This window comes from Candidatus Omnitrophota bacterium (assembly GCA_040755155.1).
In the GTDB taxonomy this organism is placed as follows: Bacteria; Hinthialibacterota; Hinthialibacteria; order Hinthialibacterales; family Hinthialibacteraceae; genus JBFMBP01.
In genome coordinates this window covers 67,773-83,194 of record JBFMBP010000039.1, presented here as the reverse complement: position 1 = coordinate 83,194, position 15,422 = coordinate 67,773, and the positions used below count along the sequence as shown (strand labels likewise).

General features: G+C 48.5%; 17 protein-coding genes and 1 tRNA gene. 5 read left to right on the top strand and 13 right to left on the bottom strand.

What is annotated here, in order from left to right; genetic code table 11:
* Positions 1–2 precede the first annotated feature (2 nt).
* From AB1656_05265 to AB1656_05225, 9 genes are all read right to left on the bottom strand, one after another.
* The gene (locus tag AB1656_05265; GenBank protein MEW6234777.1) at positions 3–1,082 is read right to left on the bottom strand and encodes an ATP-binding protein; all 1,080 of its coding nucleotides are present in this window, start codon (positions 1,080–1,082) and stop codon (positions 3–5) included.
* Positions 1,083–1,123: 41 nt separating this feature from the next.
* Positions 1,124–1,765: a response regulator gene (locus tag AB1656_05260; GenBank protein ID MEW6234776.1), complete on the bottom strand. Its 642-nt coding sequence runs from the start codon at positions 1,763–1,765 to the stop codon at positions 1,124–1,126.
* Between the two features lie 62 nt (positions 1,766–1,827).
* Complete coding sequence (locus AB1656_05255) at positions 1,828–2,988, bottom strand: ATP-binding protein (GenBank protein MEW6234775.1); 1,161 nt, start codon at positions 2,986–2,988, stop codon at positions 1,828–1,830.
* A 115-nt stretch (positions 2,989–3,103) separates the two neighbouring features.
* Positions 3,104–4,216: a cellulase family glycosylhydrolase gene (locus AB1656_05250; protein MEW6234774.1), complete on the bottom strand. Its 1,113-nt coding sequence runs from the start codon at positions 4,214–4,216 to the stop codon at positions 3,104–3,106.
* A gap of 124 nt (positions 4,217–4,340) precedes the next feature.
* A complete protein-coding gene (locus tag AB1656_05245; GenBank protein ID MEW6234773.1) occupies positions 4,341–5,459 on the bottom strand; it encodes a hypothetical protein in 1,119 nt (372 codons plus the stop codon).
* Between the two features lie 31 nt (positions 5,460–5,490).
* On the bottom strand, positions 5,491–6,867 hold the full coding sequence (locus tag AB1656_05240) for an MBOAT family O-acyltransferase (GenBank protein MEW6234772.1): 1,377 nt from the start codon (positions 6,865–6,867) through the stop codon (positions 5,491–5,493).
* 86 nt (positions 6,868–6,953) lie between these two features.
* Positions 6,954–7,826, bottom strand: coding sequence for a formylglycine-generating enzyme family protein (locus AB1656_05235; GenBank protein ID MEW6234771.1), 873 nt, complete (start codon positions 7,824–7,826; stop codon positions 6,954–6,956).
* Between the two features lie 18 nt (positions 7,827–7,844).
* On the bottom strand, positions 7,845–8,882 hold the full coding sequence (locus tag AB1656_05230) for a hypothetical protein (GenBank protein MEW6234770.1): 1,038 nt from the start codon (positions 8,880–8,882) through the stop codon (positions 7,845–7,847).
* Between the two features lie 189 nt (positions 8,883–9,071).
* Positions 9,072–9,665 (bottom strand): DUF2179 domain-containing protein, encoded by a 594-nt coding sequence (locus AB1656_05225; protein ID MEW6234769.1) that lies wholly within the window; start codon positions 9,663–9,665, stop codon positions 9,072–9,074.
* 362 nt (positions 9,666–10,027) lie between these two features.
* Between AB1656_05225 and AB1656_05220 the strand changes: the two genes are divergently transcribed.
* The 5 genes from AB1656_05220 to AB1656_05200 all read left to right on the top strand — a co-directional run bounded on the left by AB1656_05220 (position 10,028) and on the right by AB1656_05200 (position 13,774).
* The gene (locus AB1656_05220) at positions 10,028–11,425 is read left to right on the top strand and encodes a sigma-54 dependent transcriptional regulator (GenBank protein MEW6234768.1); all 1,398 of its coding nucleotides are present in this window, start codon (positions 10,028–10,030) and stop codon (positions 11,423–11,425) included.
* A 33-nt stretch (positions 11,426–11,458) separates the two neighbouring features.
* Entirely contained in the window at positions 11,459–11,704 is a 246-nt protein-coding gene (locus tag AB1656_05215; GenBank protein MEW6234767.1) for a DUF433 domain-containing protein, read from the top strand.
* The gene (locus tag AB1656_05210) at positions 11,704–12,069 is read left to right on the top strand and encodes a DUF5615 family PIN-like protein (protein ID MEW6234766.1); all 366 of its coding nucleotides are present in this window, start codon (positions 11,704–11,706) and stop codon (positions 12,067–12,069) included. Before AB1656_05215 ends, AB1656_05210 begins: the two co-directional genes overlap by 1 nt.
* Before the next feature lie 223 nt (positions 12,070–12,292).
* Positions 12,293–13,615, top strand: a complete 1,323-nt coding sequence (locus tag AB1656_05205; GenBank protein MEW6234765.1) for a hypothetical protein — start codon at positions 12,293–12,295, stop codon at positions 13,613–13,615.
* Positions 13,616–13,700: 85 nt separating this feature from the next.
* Positions 13,701–13,774 (top strand) — tRNA-Trp (locus AB1656_05200).
* A 147-nt stretch (positions 13,775–13,921) separates the two neighbouring features.
* Here the strand turns inward: AB1656_05200 and AB1656_05195 are convergent.
* The 4 genes from AB1656_05195 to AB1656_05180 are packed head-to-tail and all read right to left on the bottom strand — an operon-like array spanning position 13,922 to position 15,412.
* On the bottom strand, positions 13,922–14,119 hold the full coding sequence (locus AB1656_05195) for a hypothetical protein (protein MEW6234764.1): 198 nt from the start codon (positions 14,117–14,119) through the stop codon (positions 13,922–13,924).
* Between the two features lie 11 nt (positions 14,120–14,130).
* Positions 14,131–14,553 (bottom strand): hypothetical protein, encoded by a 423-nt coding sequence (locus tag AB1656_05190; protein MEW6234763.1) that lies wholly within the window; start codon positions 14,551–14,553, stop codon positions 14,131–14,133.
* The gene (locus AB1656_05185; GenBank protein MEW6234762.1) at positions 14,550–15,065 is read right to left on the bottom strand and encodes a lytic transglycosylase domain-containing protein; all 516 of its coding nucleotides are present in this window, start codon (positions 15,063–15,065) and stop codon (positions 14,550–14,552) included. Before AB1656_05185 ends, AB1656_05190 begins: the two co-directional genes overlap by 4 nt.
* 5 nt (positions 15,066–15,070) lie before the next feature.
* Complete coding sequence (locus tag AB1656_05180) at positions 15,071–15,412, bottom strand: hypothetical protein (GenBank protein MEW6234761.1); 342 nt, start codon at positions 15,410–15,412, stop codon at positions 15,071–15,073.
* Positions 15,413–15,422: the final 10 nt, after the last annotated feature.

Genomic DNA, 15,422 nt, shown 5'->3' with positions numbered 1-15,422 from the left:
GTTCATGAAGCCGCTGGGAGAATAACGGTGAATGTCGAACCTTTTTTCGCTTCGCTTTCGCAAATCAGTTTGCCGCCATGCGCTTCCACGATGCGGCGGCTGATTTGAAGTCCCAAGCCGGTTCCCCGTTCTCCTTTGGTCGTGAAAAAAGGCTGCCAGATTTTTTCTAGATTTTCCGCCGCGATGCCGCAGCCGTTGTCCTTGATGCGAATGCGAACTTCTCCGTTCTGCGCATCTCCATAAAGGAAGATGGTTCCCTCGCCATTCATGGCGTGAGCGGCGTTGCGTACAAGATTGATAAGCACTTGAAGGATGCGGTTGCGGTCGCACATGACGGCGGGAGAGTTGTAGACTTCGATCTCCAACGCCATTTTTTTCACGTCGGGATCGAGGGAAACGATCGCTTCGGTTTGTTCCAAAAGTTGTGAAACGGCGACGCGCTCTTTATGCAGCTTGCTGTCTTTCTGTTTCCCAAACGCTTTGATTTCATCCAGGATGCTCAAGATGCGGTTGCGCGCCAGCATCATCTGTTCGGCCACCTGATTGATGAGAACGTTTTCGGGAAATTGCTGCTGGATCAATTGTACGCCCATCAAGACGCTTAGTTGATTGCGCACTTCGTGGGCGATGCCGCCCGCGACCTGGCCGACGGTGGCCAGTTTTTCCAGACGGACGATGTCTTCGAACAAACGGCGATTTTCCTGGGTCAGTTCAAACGACTCCAGCGCTCTTTTGACGGTGATTTTGAGATCATTGGGGTCCCAGGGCTTAGTGATATAACGATAAACCCGGCCCGTATTGATAGCGCCGATGAGGTCTTCCACGTCCGTAAAACCCGTCAGGATAATGCGTATGATTTCGGGACGCAGTTCGATGCTTTTTTCCAAAAATTCCACTCCCGTCATGGCGGGCATTCGTTGATCGGAAATAATCAACGATATGGGTTGGGTTTCCAATATCCTCAGTCCCTCTTCCCCGCTTAAAGCAGTGAGGATTTCGTATTCCTTCCGCAACGTTCGATGAAGAGCGTCTAAATTATGCTGTTCATCGTCTACGCAGAGAATGGTATATTTGAAAGCCATGCGAAATGCTCCTGGTGAAAATAGAATGAAAAGATAAAACTTTATAAATCATCCACTTTCCGCAATACAGACAACAAGCGCATCATATCGATCGGCTTGACGATGAAATCCGTCATACCAGCGCCAAACGCTTCTTTGACGTAATCTTTATTGGGATTTCCCGTCATGATGATGACGGGCGCCGTTTGATCGATTTTCCGAATTTCGCGCAGTAATTCCAGCCCGTTCATCCCTTTCATTTCGATATCCGTAAGTACGATGTCGGGACGCAATTCCTGGAATATTTGAATCGCTTCCCGGCCGTTATCCGCTTCCGCCGCAACGACATAACCGTGCATAACGAGAGTGGTTTTAACCATTTCCCGAATGTAAAGCACGTCATCGACGATCATGATGCGCCTTCGTTTGGGGAGAGGAGGATGAGAGGCGGATGGAGCGGATGCAGTGGATTTGGCGGATATTTTGGATTTTGGGGAATCTATTTCTCCCTCGGAAGGCGCTTTGATCGCTAGAAACGCCAAAGGATCTTCTTTGCTATCGACGTTCAATAATTTTCGCCATTTGATAATAGAGTGTTTCAATTCTTCCGCATCGATGACGCCCGAACTAATTAACGCTTCCGCCAAAGCGTACTGAAAAATGCGCGCTTCCATGGAAAGCGTATTGTCCTTATCGTCGTTCATCGCCGTTTTCCCCGATTGGCTCATCATCGTTCCAGCGATATAAGCATTTTATTCCATTTTACTTAATTTTTTTTAGAAAAACGATCTTTTTTTTGAATTGGAATCGATACAACAAAAGAGGTTCCAGCGCCAGGTTCGCTGGCCGCCGACAGATTTCCCCCGTGTTGTTCGATGATATCGCGGGAGATGGAGAGTCCTAAACCGGTACCCACGCCGATCGGCTTCGTCGTAAAAAAGGGATCGAATAATTTAGGCAAATTTTCCGGGGGGATTCCAACGCCGTCGTCGCGGATCGTTATGACGACGTCGCCGCCGGCGCGGCGGGTTTCGATCCAGATATTCCCTTTACCTTCGATCGCTTGTTCCGCATTGCTCAACAAATTCATGAACACTTGGTTGATTTGACCGGGAGAGCATACTACAGGCGGCATCTCTCCATAATTTTTATGAACCGTAATATGCGACTTGAAGCGGTGTTGCAATAGATTCAGCGTCGAATCAAGAGCGTCGTGGAGATTGAATTCAATAAAAACGCCTTGGTCTCCCCGCGAATATTGACGAAGGTCGGTTACGATCTGAGCGATGCGGTTGGAACCGTCTTCGAAGGATTTGACGAGCTTATCGCAATCCTGCAAAACATAATCCATATCGGTTTCTCTATAGACGGCGTCATATTCTTGGCGCATTTCCGGCGGCATGTTCTCTTTCCAGGCTTTTATGGCTTCAACGGTTTTCTTAAATGCGGAAACATATTCCTTGAGAGGATAAATATTGCTGTGAATATAATTCGCGGGATTGTTGATCTCGTGGGCGATGCCCGCCGTTAGCTGACCGAGAGAGGCCAATTTTTCCGATCGAACCAATCGATTGTGAAGTTGACGCAATGTCTGGCGTTGCGAACGCCATTTAAGATGCCGATCTATGGCAATAATCACTAAGGCCGCTGTTAGAAATCCCCATATCGCGACAAAAACGAGGAAACTATAATTCCCGTTCCAAACCCGGCGAGCAAATGAATCGATCCCATTGTTCTCTACAACGTTGTTCGCCGATGTGGAAATATCCTGTCTCTCTCCATCAGCGATTGTTTCGATGAAGGCGTTTAATGGAGAGAAGGAAGCATACGATGGGCTTGCCTGGATTTCTCCTAGAAGAACGCATAAGAGAATAGATTGCCAAAGCAGCCCGATCCAATAGCGCTTGGTTGGCCTGGGATTCGGCATTTTCTAAATCCTTAAGGCGAGATCGAACATCCATCGAAAAAATTCTTACCGAATCAATCATACCAAAAGAGGATTTATTATAGAGGGGATATCCCTCATTCCCTCCCCTTTTCTTTTACTGCAACGGGATATAAACCGGACTCTCCGAAAGCGGGATGACGACGCCTTCGCCCTCCTGCAAAAGTTGGATTTTCTCTCCCAGCATGGAAACAGATTCCATTCCAGTTTTGGGGGATTTCAAAGGGATCGTATGGGAGGCGCCCATCGTCCAAGCCGCCATCATGCGGTTATTATCGTTGCCGAATATAAGCAGGAAATCTTCCGCACTCTCCGACGCCATTCGTTCAATAAATTTCATGCCATGAAATTGCTGGAGGAACGTCTTTGCGGCGCGATAGGCTTCTTTGGGTTGGTAATCGTTTCTTACCGCGCCAAAGTTATGCTCTTTTTCCTTGGGATCCGTTCCATCGTCATGCCAATCGTACCAAATGCTGAGCCGGACGTCCGCCAAAAAATTCGTCAAGAACTGCCGCACTAAATACTGAGCCTGGCGGCGTTCGTCAATGTTGTTGTTTTTATAAGGATAGAGGGAATATCCCCATTCGCCGGAAAGTATCGGCATAGTTTTACCTTCGGGATAACGCTCCATCATTCTGCGCAGGGCGGCGTATTCGTCCAAAGCCGACTCTGGATTTTTCTCGCGGTAAGGATGGACAGATACGGCGTCGATCCATTTCAATAATCCGCGTTCGAAGCAGGCTTCCAGAAAATCGAGCGGGATTCTCGACGTGGCGGGAGCAATGATCGTACATTCGGGATCGGCGGCGCGCATGGCCTTCGCCGCTTCTTCGGCAAGGAGGACATAATCGCCAAAGCTGGGCTGTTCTTCCCAAAATTGCTTGATATTGGGTTCGTTCCATATTTCCCAGACGATCTTTGCGCCGCTGAAAGTTTTTACGGCTTCCGCGGCGAAGCGAGCGAAAGCCTGGCGGCCTTCCGGCGTTCGTACCGACTGGCTTTTTTCATAAAGTTTGTGACTGTAATCGAGGATGTAGATCGGAACGATTTCCCTTTGCGCCAAGGCGTCCGTCAGACGGCGATAGCCGCTGAAATCGTACTCGCTCTGCTTTTTCTCCACGGCTTCCCAAACCATATCCATGCGGATCATGCCGAATCCCGCCTGCTTAATCATATCCACCTCTTCGTCCTTCGGTTCCACGAAATGGATATTGACGCCCAGGCAATCGGGAACCTGAAAAATAGGCAAGGCTTTCGTGGAACTATCGGCGGACAATACGGCGGCGAATAGAATGGCAAAGGAACAGAAAACTGGGCGCATGGCGAGACTCCTTTCAATGGGAGAGGGTGATTTTATTGGGAAAACGTTGAGAGATCGTTTGAGCTAGTCTTTCGTAGCCTTCCTTGAGCGGATGGCTGGCGTCGCCGTATAGTTCGCTGGGCAGCGGTTCGGGGATCAGCGCGTCGACTTTATTCTTCTGAAGCCATTCGCTGACGCCGTTCTTGATGTTCCGATAAGCCAACAAACTTCTTTCCTTCAACATGTGCTCGTTGAAGGGACCGACGAGAACGAGAACTTTATTACCCCTTTGTTGAAGCGTATCCAAGGCCTTTTGAAAAAAACGCCACTGCATGGAAGATGAAAGATCGACCCAGTCGAAATCCTGCTGCGGGATGCCGCTGACTTGCCAGGATTGTTGTTCGTGGCGCAGGTCGCGGCTGGGTTCGAAATGGGGTTGAGTCAATGTCGTCAACGGATCGGCGTATGGATGCTCCAGCGTCCAGGACGGAATATCAAGATTGTCGAAATAGGCGACGCGCAAATGATTCGCCCAACCGAAGAAGGTAACGTCCCGCTCCATGACGGCGCTGGCGCGTTCGGAAAAAGTGGCGCGATAGCAAGGAATAGCGGGATAAAACTGAGGAACGAGTTTGGGATGGTTGAAGCGGAATTCCTTTTCGATCTGCAAATCTCTCTCCGGCGAACTCATCCAAAGGGGATTGAAATGCAGAATTACCTGTTGATTCGCGAGGGCGTTTCCAAAATACTCAAGAAGTCCCGCCAAGGCGATAGGATGAATGCCGTTCACCCCCAGATTGGCGCAAAATTCCGCGCCGTTGATTTGATTGAGGCAATGCGCCAGCGTCTGTTCCGGCGTTACATATTCGCCCCAGATCACGGAATCGCCAACGATAAGCGTCCGTCCTTGCGCGGCGGATTGTTGGGCGTATCGGTCGAAAATCCAGTAATCTTCGCTCAGTTTATAGGGGATGCGGTAATCCGTCCCGATATTGAGAGGCTCCAGCCGGTTCCAAAATGGCGGCAACAGAAAATAAAATACGCTCAAAATTGCGGCGGCAACGATCCATTCCTTAAGCGACAGCCGGATCAAATGCGAACCGTAGGGTGGAACATGCGTTGGGGATGGAGCGGAACTATTTTTATCGTTCATAATGAATATTCCATTCTATATAGCCGTTTCCTTAAAATTGGAAATAGATGAATGGCTGATCGGCCGAACCGGCGAAGATGGACAAATAGATAATCATAAACACAACGAGGGCGATTCGGACGTAAGATAGTTCGATAATCTTTTTCCAATTCGATTCGTAAAGTTGTTGGTAGATGGCGACGCCCAGCGCCAGCGCCAGCGCCAATAACGGGAAGCGGGGATCGGCGAATCCCGAATTGAATATCCTGCCGATAATCGTTCCCGCCTCATGTAAATTCTCCGCCCGGAAAAAAATCCAGGTAAAATTTACGAAAATATAAACCCAAAGTTGCTTGCACCAGCGCGGAACGCTCTCCTTGTACCAGGCGTTTCTCTCCAGTTCCCGCGTCAACACCGTGCCAATGGCGTGCAGCGCGCCCCATATTACGAACGTCCAGGCGGCGCCGTGCCAGAAGCCGGAAACAACCATCGTGATGAAGACATTGAAATAGGTTCTATATTTCCCGCCCCGGTTTCCGCCCAAGGGGATGTAGACGTAATCCTTGAACCAGGTGGAAAGACTGATATGCCAGCGCGCCCAGAAATCTCCCAAACCGGTGGCAAGATAAGGATTGTTGAAATTGAGCATCAGGCGGTAGCCCATAAGTCGGGCGATGCCGCGCGCCATATCCGTATAGCCGCTGAAGTCAAAATAAATCTGCCAGCCGAAAGCCAGGGTCGCCAAAATCAGCGCGGGCGATTGGTATTGATCGGGCGCATCGTAAACCAGATCGGCGAACTTGGCGAGATAATTCGCCAAAGCGACTTTTTTAAAGAGACCCAGTACGAACAAGGAGAGTCCGTCGGTGATATCCTCCAACGTAATACGGGGAGGTTTTTGCAACTGCGGCAGCAGGTTTCTCGCTCTCTCGATAGGGCCGGCGACCAGTTGAGGAAAGAGAGAAACGAAAGCGGCAAAGCGTATGAAACTCGGCTCTCTTTCGATATCGCCCCGGTAATAATCGATAGTATAACTCATCGATTGGAAGGTGTAGAAAGAGATGCCGACTGGAAGCAATATATCGGGCGGGGGAATTTGATACGAAGTTCCAATCCATCCCAAAATTACGTTGATATTGTCCACAAAAAAACCGCTGTATTTGTAAAATCCTAAGAGACCCAAATTATTCACGATGCTAATCATCAGCCACATAAACTTTTTGGGGCTTTTCGCCATGCAATTGACGCAGATGTAATCCAGCAGCGTCGAATAGACGATCAACAACAAATAGAGAGGATTCCACCATCCATAAAATACATAGGATGAAATAAGCAGCCACGTCGTACAAAAACGAGTGTTCTTTAAGGCAAGAAATATGGGATAGACGATCAGGAAAAAGATGAAGAACGGCCAAGTATGGAATAACATGGAATTACTTTATCTCCTCAATATAAACACCCGGTTTTAAGATTCGAGAGTAATGAGATTGGCGATAATTTTCTTCACGAATCCATTTATTTCAAGGCGGCGAGTTCTTCCTCGGTCAGCCGCCGTACGCAACGGAAGCCGTAAGCGTCCCGCGCAAAGCAAGCGTCGGCGATTCCGGGAGCGTCCGCCATGCGGCTGGCCGCTCGGCAAGCGTTCGCGCTCGAATTCCATGCCCCGCCCCGCAGAATTCTTTTATCGCCATCTGCGGGACCGCGCGGATCTCGTTCGGGACTGTTCTTATAATAATTCTCGTCGTAAACGTCTTGACACCATTCCATGACGTTGCCGTACATATCGCACAATCCCCAGTTATTGGGCTTTTTCATGCCGGAGCGGCCAGTTTTCTTATTGGAATTTTCTTCGAACCAGCCGTATTTCGATAATTTTTGGGGATCGCCGCCGAAATCGTAATCCGCATTCGACCCGGCGCGGCAGGCGTATTCCCATTCCGCTTCCGTGGGCAAACGGTAGCCGTTGGCCTCGAAGCGGCACTCGTAGGTGATTTCGTCGTAGCACGGCTGTAACTTTTCCTCGCGGGAACGGGCGTTGCAGTATTTTGCCGCATCGGACCAACGCACTTGCTCGACGGGATTGTTTGGCCCTTTGAAATGGGAAGGAGCGGCCAACATGAAATTTTCGTAATTTTCTTGTTGCACTTCGTATTTATCCATCGCGAAGCCGGAAACAAAAACTTTATGCGCTGGCGCTTCGTCCGCATTGCCGCTGTGGCTTCCCATAGTAAATTCCCCGCCGGGAATCAGGATCATCGCCGTTCCCGATGCAGTTTTGATCTCCTTCGTCTTGGAAACGCCGCCGCTTCCGCCGCATTGTTGCAGCGAGATAGCCGTTGCGAGAAGGAATATATATATTTTTCGTTGCTTCCGGATAGTAATCTTCAATGGAATCCATCCTTTCCCTTACTTGACGGGAGTAAACCATTCCGATTCTTTGCTGGTTTCGCCATCCGCCGTCATTTTGCAGAACTGGAATTCGCCGCTGGAGGACGTGACGCAAAGGGTCCAGATTCCCCGGACGCCGACGAGTTCGGCGATGCCGCGATTGGTTCCGGGACCGTTTTCCTGGAATTCGCCGCCAACGCCGCGGCTATAGCAGAGATATTTGCCATCCGGCGACCAATCGACGTGATAGACGTGCATCTCGTCAACAATAACGTCGCGCATATTGGCCGCCTTGGGGACGGCGGCATCGAAATCAACGTCGGCGATGGAAATGATATTATCCGTTTTTCCCCAGGCGACATGCTTGCCGTCAGGGCTGATGTCAGGACGGCAGCCGCCGATTCCCAGATCGTAAACGCCGTCGCCGTTTACTTCGATGGCAAGGTTGGTATGGTCGTATCCCATCCCGCCGTGCACCGTGGCGACAAGCCATTTTCCATTTTTAGAATAACAAATGTTATAAAGATGTTCGATGTTCTTGTTGGGATGTTCTGCAATCTTCTTAGTTTTCAAATTGTAAAAAGAAATGCCCTTGGTTGCGAAATCCAAAACTTGAAATTTCTTATACTTTCCCGGTAGAAAAGCGATAGTCTCTCCGTCGGGACTCCAACAAGGCTGGCGGGCGTGATCGGAAACTTTCGTCCGTCCCGTTCCGTCCATATTCATGTAATAAACGCAGCGAACTTTCGAATCGCCTTGCATTTCGTCCGAAACGAAGCATATTTTAGTTCCGTCGGGAGAGACATGAGGATACATTTCATGAACTATTGGCGTATGGGTTAAGTTGACTTTGTTGGATCCGTCCCCATTCATCACGAAGATTTCCCAATTGTCGCCAACATAAGTTTCATATGCGATTTTATAGGGATATTCCTTCAAGGAATCGAACCGTTCCGGCGTTTCCTTCATGAGGCCTATAACTTTTTCCTCCTCGGAAGACGATGCCGAATGAATAATGAAGGCCAATAACATTGAAGCGATACAGACTTTTTTCATTGATTTCTCCTAATCGCGCTTGACGCTATTTTCGCTATCGTTCTTTTCCTGGTTTTTCATTTTAGGGAAAGCGTTTCCTGCTCGCGGTAAATGAATTTGTCGCATAGAGTCTATTCCAAGTCAAGATTTAGGACTCCTGGGAATCAGGTTGGAATTAGCAGGGATATTTGGCTATTCGTCTCTAGTGTTTCATTTCCCCATTCGTAACGGACGAAAATACCTCAGATAGCTCAATTGCAATTCATCCGCCGGGAAAATGCCTTCGTTGACGGAGCGGACGTCTTCGACGGAGAAGAAGGCGCGAGGATTGAATTTTTTCACGGTTTCGACGATCTGAGGCAGATTCTTCCTCTTAATAACCGTAAATATGACATTCACCTTGCCGTCGTTGCCGTAAGCGGGAACATTGGTAAAGCCGAAATTGTTGGCATTGAAATAGTCGAGCAGCTCCGAAGCGTCTTTACTGGTGATGATGCGGACGATCGAAGAACCGAAAGCCAATTTGTTTTCGATATACATTCCGATATAGTTGCCCGTCGCATACCCGCCTGCGTAGGCGAAGAAATTCGCAATATTGTTCACATTCCGCAGCACCTGGCTGACGATGACCAGCCAGATGAATACTTCGAAAAATCCCAAAATCATCGCCATGAACCGCATTCCCCGCGTGATAGATACGATTCGAAGCGTTCCGACGGTTACGTCGCAGATGCGCGCGCAAAAAATAAGCGGAGGCAACACCCACGGCAGCCAATCTTTGTCGATCCATGTAACAATATCCATATTTGACTCCTGCGATCTAGAAAAAAACGGTCTCTTTAATCGTACTTAGGCAAAAAAAGAGACAAATCCCTATCTTTAGAGGTTCTTGCAAAAATGGTATAATTTTCTTTTCAATTCTCCCCCCAAGCTTGGGGGGAGTTAGAGGGGGGTTGATTTTGTTAGACTTATCTCAACCCCCTCCTAACCTCCCCCAAGCTTGGGGGAGGAATAATATAGTTTTGCAAGAGGCTCTTTAGTTTACAAATAACATTTACGGTCGAAAATTCCCTCGTATAATTTACAAAAAATTGCGTTGCTTTTGTCCCGGTTTTTGAACCGGCCATTCATTCAATGGACTGTATGGAGTAAATTCATTGAAAAAAGTGCTGGTCGTTACTCACGATGCCGTTGCACGCGAGGTTTTGCGCCAATTCTATCGTTCCGGCTTTAAAATCGACTTCGCCAACGATAGGGACGACTGTTTTCAAAAATACCGCAAAAACCGCTATGAGTTGATCTTCATCGATCTGCATCTCCTACGCAACTCCAACCATAATAACGTTTCTTCCGATTTCAAACAGGATTTGCAACCATTCTGGCAATTTTTCCCCACGGCGGAGATTATCGTTCTATCACCCCAGGAAACGATCCGGGAAGCCGTCAAAGCCGTGAAGGCGGGAAGCGGCAATTACATCACATATCCCATCAACCAGGACGAATTAAAATACGTCACGGAAAGCCTATACGATTCCATTAAAATGCAATACGAACTGGACTATCTCCGGGACAGGTTCTGGCAGACGGATTCCATCGACTTGGTTCAAACCAACAGCCCCGTGATGAAAGAGGTGTTTGAGAAAATGAAGGCGGTGGCGCCGACCAAGACCACGGTGCTATTGACGGGAGAAACGGGAACCGGCAAAGGAGTCATATCCCGCCTTATTCATAGCCATAGCCAGCGCAACGATAAGCAGTTCATCGCCGTTCATTGCGGCGCCATCCCGGACAATCTGCTCGAAAGCGAATTGTTCGGCCATGAAAAGGGTTCGTTTACCGGAGCGATACGGCGAAAATTGGGAAAATTCGAAATCGCCAATAAAGGATCGATTTTTCTGGACGAAATTGGGACGATTACTCCCTCGGCGCAAATTAAGTTATTGCAGATTTTGCAGGATCATACTTATCAACGCGTAGGGGGCGAGGAGATGTTGGAAGCTGACGTTCGCATCATCGCCGCCACGAACATCGATCTTAAGGAACTGAGCGACAAGGGCGATTTCCGCACCGATCTTTTTTACCGTTTGAATATTTTCCCTATCGAGATACCGCCGTTGCGGGAAAGGATTGAAGACATTCCGCTTCTGGTCGATACGTTCTTAAAAAAGTTGAACAAATTCCACGTCAAAGACATCCATTCCGTCCATCCTCTGGTCATGGAAGCTTTTCAAAATTACTCATGGCCGGGAAACATCCGCGAAATGGAAAATATCATGGAACGGGCTTATATCCTGGAATCATCCCCCATGTTGATGCCGGAACGGTTCCCCCAAGAGATTTTCAAACAAAATTTCATTCCTCATCGCTTGAAGGTCAATCCCTCTCTTCCACTCGCCGAAGCGCGCCATCGCATCGTCGAGGATTTCGAAAAGGATTATTTGAAGGAGATGCTCGCACTGCATCGGGGCCGCATCGATCGCACCGCCGACGCGGCGGGGATATCTGTACGCCAACTGCATAAACTGCTTACCAAATATGAAATCCATAAAGAAAAATACAAATAAATCATAATCAAGAAACACAAGGAGCATACGTTCATGAAAATCGACTGGCAAAAACGAATCACGATCGATCCTAATATCTGTCATGGCAAACCATGTATTAAGGGCATGAGGATCATGGTTTCCATCATTCTCGATTATCTGACGGCGGGCGAGCCGATCAATGCTATTTTGAAAGAATATCCCGCACTCCAAGAAGAGGATATTCGAGCCGCCATGTCCTACGCCGCTTGGTTGGTTCATGAAGAAGAATTTCAACCTCTTCACACAGAGATAGGTTAATGGAAATTAAACTGGATGAAAATATGCCTCAAGCTCTCGCCGAACGCCTTTGCGCGGAAGGGCATAATGCATCAACTGTTAGCGAGGAGAATTTATCCGGCGCAAGCGATGATTCCGTATTGAAACATGCTACAGAAGAAAGCCGTCTACTGATGACTTTCGACGTGGATTTTGGAGACATACGCTCCTATCCTGTTGGATCTCACGCCGGCGTGATTGTATTTCGTTTTAACGACCAACAATGGACCGCGCTGAAAGAACCTGTTGAACGTTTATTGCGTTCCGGCGCGTTGGAAAGTCTTCCTGGCAGTTTGGCGATTATCGATGAAAAACGAATTCGTTTTCGGCGCAAAAAAGATGTATAACGAGCGCTCTTACGCTTCCTATCCTGAACTGCCTCCCCCCTATTTCCCCCTGGTGTTGAAATGGCGACGCTTTTTTGGAGTACAATAAGAAACAAACTCTATTTCCTTTGATTTTCATTCGCTTATTTTTATGTTACCCTCAAGAGGGAGTATAACTCCTTATTCGCCGTACGCTTAGCAATAAATCGATCTCATAGCATGAATTCATGATGGAGAGAACGGCATGTTTTTTCCAAAATTAACCAAAAATCGTATTTTACTGATTCTCATCCTTTCCCTTTCCGTCATTCTTTCTTTGCCCTATCTCTGCGCGAACTATTCGTACAACAACGCCGTCAAGGAAGCCGAAGCGAAAGGATTTATATTCGATATCCCACAATTGGCGTCTCCCGAAATTCCCGATTCCCAAAACGCCTCGGTAATAATGGAGCAGGCCGCAAAGTATCTCGAAAATAATTCCAATATTCATAATCTGACGATAGATCGCATGTCGGATTTGGTTAATGAAGGCTATTCCCGCCGGTTGACTCAAGAAGAATTGGAAGGATTAAAAGAGGATCTTCAGTTATATAACGATATGGTTTTACTCGCCGAACGAGCGGCGCAATTGGATCATGCGCGTTATAACGCCGATTACGATTCGCCGGTTCCATTTACGATTCAGGTTCCCAATTTCATGCCCCGCCGGCATTTGGTTCGGTTGTTGCAGGCGAAGAGTTTCCTCTTAATTTTGGAAGATCGGCGCGAGGACGCTTATCGCTGCATTCAAGCAATGTTTCGTTTAAGCCGGTTAGGCAGCGAGGAATCTCCCTATTTGATCGGAACGTTAATCGGCTTTAATCTCGTCGAATACTCCTGCCAAGCACTGGAAGGCCTTGAACGCTTTTCTCCGCCAAACGCTGAAGAACGCGCGGCGATTGCGAAAGAGATAGACGCTATTTCTATGAACACTTGGCTCAAAAAATCTATTTTTATGGAATGCGCCTCTTACAAACTATCGATCGATGCTTTTCTAAATGGCGCTCAAAGTATAACCAGCGGCTCCAACCATGAGGAATTGTTTTTGTTCTTTCTTCGTTATCCCGGCCGATTCATGGTGCGAATCAATCAAGCCTCGAATATAAGAGCCATGACGTATTATTTCGACTTGCTGCCGTTTACCTATTATGAAGTGAAAACGAAAAACGCGCAAGAATACCCATCTCAATCTATGTCTTTTATGGATGCCAATCCGCCCAACTTAATCAATACCATTAAGAGAAGGGATAAACAGTTAGTAAATCTGGATTTCGCCAAAATATCCTTCGCGCTGCAAGAATGGAAGGAAAAGAATAACGCCTATCCCGCCGATCTAGCCAGCCTGAAAGAAATCCTGGGCGATATCCCCGCCGATCCCTTCAGCGGACAGACGTATCGATATCGATCGAAAGACGACGGATACACCCTCTATAGTTTAGGATGGAACCTGAAAGACGACGGCGGCATTCCCACTCAGCCTGGAGAAGACGAAAACAATCAAGGAGATATTGTTTGGAGTTTGCCGTAAGAACCATTTTCGATCGGTTTCCGGCTTTATTCTTCAAGAGGTATTGACTAAGTAATGGTTGGATTTATATTACTATCAGAGATGAAGGCGTGTAGCTCAATTTGGCAGAGCAGCTGACTCCAAATCAGCAGGCTGGGGGTTCGAGTCCCTCCACGCCTGATTGATTTTCCTAGACTTACAACATTCCTGAGAAATATAACGGTAACCCCACGGTAACAATAAACAAAAAAAACGCCCCGCGCCATTGGGCTAACGCAGGGCGTTGGGGAGAAGAAGCCGCGCGTCTAGCGCACGGTTTCGAATTGGTTACTTAATGACTCCTTCTGCTTTCACGCGGCCATAGATCGCCATCAAGCCGCCGATAGCCTCAATGATCCCCGTCACCAGGTTGACGGCCGTCTGCTGGTCTTCCAGGGCGAATTGATGGCCAGTCGCTTGCGCCGTAACGCCGATCAGGACGAAGATCGCCCCCCAGATGGTTTTGCTGTAATACCATTTTTTCATCGAATTAACTCCTATTCTGGCGTCTCCGCCGTCTCTTCCGTAGTCATCTCTGTACTCAATTCCCAATCTCCAAACGGATCGCCTGGAGTAAACAATTTCTCTAGCGACTCTGGGATCGACACATTCTGCGTCCCTGTCAGCGCCCGCTCGATTACCACGTTGCCGGTCACGTTCCGGATCGTCACCGTATCCACCGAGAACAGTCCGCGATTTGCAATTGCCAAATCCAGCGGCGACTGCGTCCCGTCGATTGGGATATTGGCGCTTGCACTGACATCGATTTCGCTAGGCATTTGCGCATCGGATGCGATGTCCCGAATCAGCAAATCCCCGCCAACGCCATCCACGATAAATCCCTTTTCTTTCATCGAGGAAGCGCAGCTCATTAAACCCATTGCCATGATTGCAAGAATGATGTATCTGGCTTTTCTCATGCTGTTTGTTCTCCTTTCAATCCATCGTACCGCCGCATGATGGGCAGCACGTAAGATGTATGATTCCAATCGACAGCGTGGCCTGCGTTGTAGGCGCTCAAAGCTTTCTCGATCGATTGATATTTATCCAAGAGTTTTTTCAAGATGACGCAGCCCCAATGAATGCCGATTTCGGGCTGGCAAAGAGCTGCCAGGTACGGCTCCCGGAATCCATGCTCGCGAACTGTCAATCCCATCGATTGCATGAGTCCGAAAGAGAAGGCGCAGGAGCGGCGTTCCGTATCGTAGGAGCAGGCCGAACCGGCCAGGGGATTGAGTTTTTTTAAGCGTTGGGCGCCGAGTCTGGCGCAGTCGCAGTAATCGTCGAAGAACTTCTGTTCGTAGCGAATCGCCGCCGGATCCCAGCGTCCGCGCGTCTCATGATCGATCAGCGCTTCTACAAGCAGCGGATCGATTCCGCCGATTTCGGCGCATATTCGTTCGATCAATGGCCGATAAAGTTGCGCGTTCATCTCTCTCATCCTTTCGCATGATTCTGGAGCACCCAGACAAATAACCCCGAAGCGGCCATGAGGCCGATCCAGATAACTCGCTCCCAAAACCGCGAATTGATCTGGGTTTTCGTATCCGAGCGGGCGAAATCCACTTCCAGCCGGTTGATGCGCTCGTGAATCTTGCTGCGCTTTTCTTCATCATGGGTGATGTGGCTATCGATCTTTTCCATTAGATCGGTTACTTGTTTTCGCGTCTCTTGCGCGATCGTAATTACGCCGTCCAACCGGACGGCCAGTACGGCAATTTCAGGGGAGACATACATCTCTCCGCCATTGCCGTCGGAGATGCGTTTCTTTTCCGTCATGTTCTTTTCC